This window comes from Cupriavidus sp. 01L46 (genome assembly GCF_056399905.1).
Genome location: NZ_JBFTSF010000487.1, coordinates 1 through 2,961, shown reverse-complemented (window position 1 = coordinate 2,961; position 2,961 = coordinate 1). Strand labels below are relative to the sequence as shown.

Here is a 2,961-nt window from a genome sequence, read left to right as displayed (position 1 = left end):
CGTGCCAGGTGGTGCCGCACGAGAGCTGGCCTTGCTCGAGCAGGACGACGTCGTTCCAGCCCAGCTTGGCGAGGTGATAGGCCACGCTGCAGCCAATGATGCCGCCGCCGATGATGACGACGCGGGCGTGCTCGGGAGCGGGGCGGCGGGGAGAGGCAGACATGGAGGCACCTGTGTGGAAAGCGCGCTGGAAGGCGTCGGGATTGTTTTGCCACAGTTTGCCAATAAAAAACACAATATGCAACATAACGAGCAATGAAAAAGCCACGCCGGAGTGACCGGCGTGGCTTGGCATCAGTCTGATGCAGCGCGGCTCAGGCCTCCAGGACGATGACCATCCACAGCAAGCCGAAGCGGTCGGTCGTCATGCCAAAGCGTGGCGAGTAGAACGTCTTGCCCAGCGGCATCATCACCTGGCCGCCCTCGGCCAGGGCGTTGAACACGMGGTCGGCGCTGGCCACATCGGGCACGGTCACGGACAGCGAGAAGCCCTGGAAATCGGCCTTGCCCGTGCACCGGCCATCGGACATCATCACCGTGGTCTCGCCGATGCGCATGGACATGTGCATGATCTTTTCTTCGGTGCCTGCCGCTGGCGCGCAAGCGCCCTCGGGCGGGGGAGATTCCGGCGGGGGCGCCTCCTTGAAGCGCATCATCATGACCACCTCGGCGCCGACAGCGCGCTTGTAGAACTCAGCCGCTTCCTCGCAACGGCCTTCAAAGAACAGATAGGGTTGGACTAGCATCTTGTCTCCTTTCCACTTCCAGGGTTGAAACGCGTCAGGGGGTGAAACTCACCGGCATCGATGCGTGCTCATGCACCACCAGCCATCGGCCAGCGATCTTGCAAAAACAAACGGTGGCGCGCATCCAGGCTCCGCAAGTACACGGGCGGCGCCACATCGAAGACGACCGCGTCTTCAGCATAGTTGCGCATCATGACAACGGCGTCTTTCGCACGCACGGCGTTAAGTACGGCGTTAAGTACGGCGTTAAGCACGATGTTAAGCACGGGCTTAACCCAGGTGTCGACCAGGGCACGCACTTCGGCTTCGCTGGCAAGATGTGACGAGGCCGAGGAGAACAATGTGGGCGATGTGGCATTTGCCATCCTTGCTCCTTGAGCGACGGGGGCCGCGGTGTCATGGCGGCGATCCGGTCAATCATTGTGTACACTGTCCACTACAATAGTAAAGAAAATAGACGCTGTCCACATGGTGAGGAAATGACCGGCGCAAAGCGCTCTTCAAGCATCTCGCGTACCACGCGCACCGCGAGCTCAACAGATTCGGCCGGCGGCGGCAGCACTGCCGTTCCCGCCGTTCCCGCGGATGCGGCGGTAGCCACCCCCCCAGCGCTACGCAGCACCTACCGGCACGGCGACCTGCGCCGCGCGTTGCTCGACGCTGGCATGGAACTGGCGCGCGATGGAGGCCCGGATGCGGTCGTGTTGCGCGAGGCCACCCGGCGCGCCGGGGTCGTGCCCAATGCCGCCTACCGTCACTTCGCCGGCCGCCAGGACCTGCTGCAGGCGGTACGCGCCGCCGCGCTGGCGTCGCTGGCGCAGGCCATCGAGGCCGAACTCGCCGCGCTGGACGCCAGCGCGGCGCCCGCGGACTTCGCCCGCGCCAGCCTGCGCGCGGTCGGCACCGGCTACATGCAGTTCGCGCTCGCCGAGCCCGGCCTGTTTCGCACGGCCTTTTCGGTGCCGGACGAGCGCGAAGGCGTGCCGGCCCCGGACAAGGCCGGCGACARCGGCCTGAACCCCTACCAGTTGCTAGGCGCTGCGCTGGACCGGATGGTGGCGGCGGGCGTGCTGCCCGCCGCGCGCCGTCCCGGCGCCGAATACCTCGCGTGGTCCGCCGTGCATGGCTTGTCCATGCTGGTCATCGACGGGCCGCTGCGCATGGTGGCAACCTCGCCGGGGCATGCGTACGAGATCGGGCAACGCTTGCTGGACATGGTGGAGAACGGGCTGCAGGCGGCCAGTGACCGCTGACGGTGACCGGTAAAGCGCCGGGCTAGTTCGCCGCGGCCGTTCGCACCGGGACTTTGCCGGCCCAGGGCGCCAACTGCGCCACGCCCCAGAAGACCTCGAAAGCCAGGAAAGGCAGGATGACCAGGCTCGCGCCGTGCGCCAGCACATAGGCCTGCCAGCAGGCGAACAGCACTCGCGCTGCGGCGTCGAACAAGCCGTGCGACACGCGCGCGCCCAGGATGCGCACCAGCGACCAGACCACCACGACGGAGCCAAGCAGGTTGGTTTTTCGCTGGCGCAGGTGGCACGGCACGGCACCGAACTACGCAATGCGCCCGACCCGGCGCACGCGCTTTCCGCCTTGCTGCAGGAGAAACTCGAACTGGTGGATGTCCGTCTGGCGGAATTGACGGCGTTGCGCGCCGAGATTGCCTCGCGCATTGGCGCAGCTTGTCCGTTCCGGGCCTGAAAGCGGCGCGAAGCCAGCGTATCCGGCGCGGCAGTCCCCTCCCTCCTCTTAAAGACGAAGAAGCCCTAACAAATTGCGCATCAGGGTGTTAACTTCAAATATCTTTTGTGTCAGGGATGGAAGGAGGGGGCATCGGCATGAGTCCTGACAATGGGGAACAGAAAGCTGTGGCCCTTGCATTGCAGGGCGGTGGCATGCATGGCGCGTTTACATGGGGGGTCCTCGACCGGCTGCTCGAGGACGGGCGGCTCGGCATCGAGGGCGTCAGCGCGACGAGTGCGGGCGCCATGAATGCCGCCGTGCTGGCTTATGGGCTGTTGCAGGGCGGGCGCGACGGCGCGCGCCAGGCGCTGCACGACTTCTGGCTCGCTATCGCCCAATCGGCTGCAAAGTACAGTCCATTGCGCTGGGTGCCGTGGATCAAGGGGACCCATACCCTGGGCCTGGACCATTCTCCGCTGTATGCGATGGCCGACATCGTTCTCCGTCTCCTGTCGCCATACCAGTTCAATCC

General features: G+C 65.3%; 8 protein-coding genes. 3 read left to right on the top strand and 5 right to left on the bottom strand.

Annotated elements, in window-relative coordinates; translation table 11 throughout:
* The 4 genes from AC1DS3_RS37315 to AC1DS3_RS37300 all read right to left on the bottom strand — a co-directional run.
* On the bottom strand, positions 1-163 hold a 163-nt coding region (locus AC1DS3_RS37315), incomplete at its 3' end, for an FAD-dependent oxidoreductase (protein ID WP_477129209.1).
* A gap of 151 nt (positions 164-314) precedes the next feature.
* Positions 315-746: a VOC family protein gene (locus tag AC1DS3_RS37310; RefSeq protein WP_477129208.1), complete on the bottom strand. Its 432-nt coding sequence runs from the start codon at positions 744-746 to the stop codon at positions 315-317.
* 34 nt (positions 747-780) lie between these two features.
* Positions 781-843 (bottom strand): hypothetical protein, encoded by a 63-nt coding sequence (locus tag AC1DS3_RS37305; RefSeq protein WP_441634267.1) that lies wholly within the window; start codon positions 841-843, stop codon positions 781-783.
* Positions 815-1,111, bottom strand: coding sequence for a Cif family virulence factor (locus tag AC1DS3_RS37300; RefSeq protein ID WP_441634279.1), 297 nt, complete (start codon positions 1,109-1,111; stop codon positions 815-817). Before AC1DS3_RS37300 ends, AC1DS3_RS37305 begins: the two co-directional genes overlap by 29 nt.
* A 114-nt stretch (positions 1,112-1,225) precedes the next feature.
* Between AC1DS3_RS37300 and AC1DS3_RS37295 the strand changes: the two genes are divergently transcribed.
* Positions 1,226-1,999: a TetR/AcrR family transcriptional regulator gene (locus AC1DS3_RS37295; RefSeq protein WP_477129207.1), complete on the top strand. Its 774-nt coding sequence runs from the start codon at positions 1,226-1,228 to the stop codon at positions 1,997-1,999.
* A 22-nt stretch (positions 2,000-2,021) separates the two neighbouring features.
* On the opposite strand, the gene AC1DS3_RS37290 is transcribed toward AC1DS3_RS37295, so the two are convergent.
* Entirely contained in the window at positions 2,022-2,291 is a 270-nt protein-coding gene (locus AC1DS3_RS37290; protein WP_441634277.1) for a hypothetical protein, read from the bottom strand.
* Here AC1DS3_RS37290 and AC1DS3_RS37285 point away from each other — a divergent pair.
* Together AC1DS3_RS37285 and AC1DS3_RS37280 are read left to right on the top strand one after the other, a co-directional pair.
* Positions 2,196-2,447 (top strand): MerR family DNA-binding protein, encoded by a 252-nt coding sequence (locus AC1DS3_RS37285; protein ID WP_441634054.1) that lies wholly within the window; start codon positions 2,196-2,198, stop codon positions 2,445-2,447. The genes AC1DS3_RS37290 and AC1DS3_RS37285 overlap by 96 nt on opposite strands.
* A 137-nt stretch (positions 2,448-2,584) precedes the next feature.
* Positions 2,585-2,961: patatin-like phospholipase family protein (locus AC1DS3_RS37280; protein ID WP_477129206.1), on the top strand; the 377-nt coding region annotated here is incomplete at its 3' end.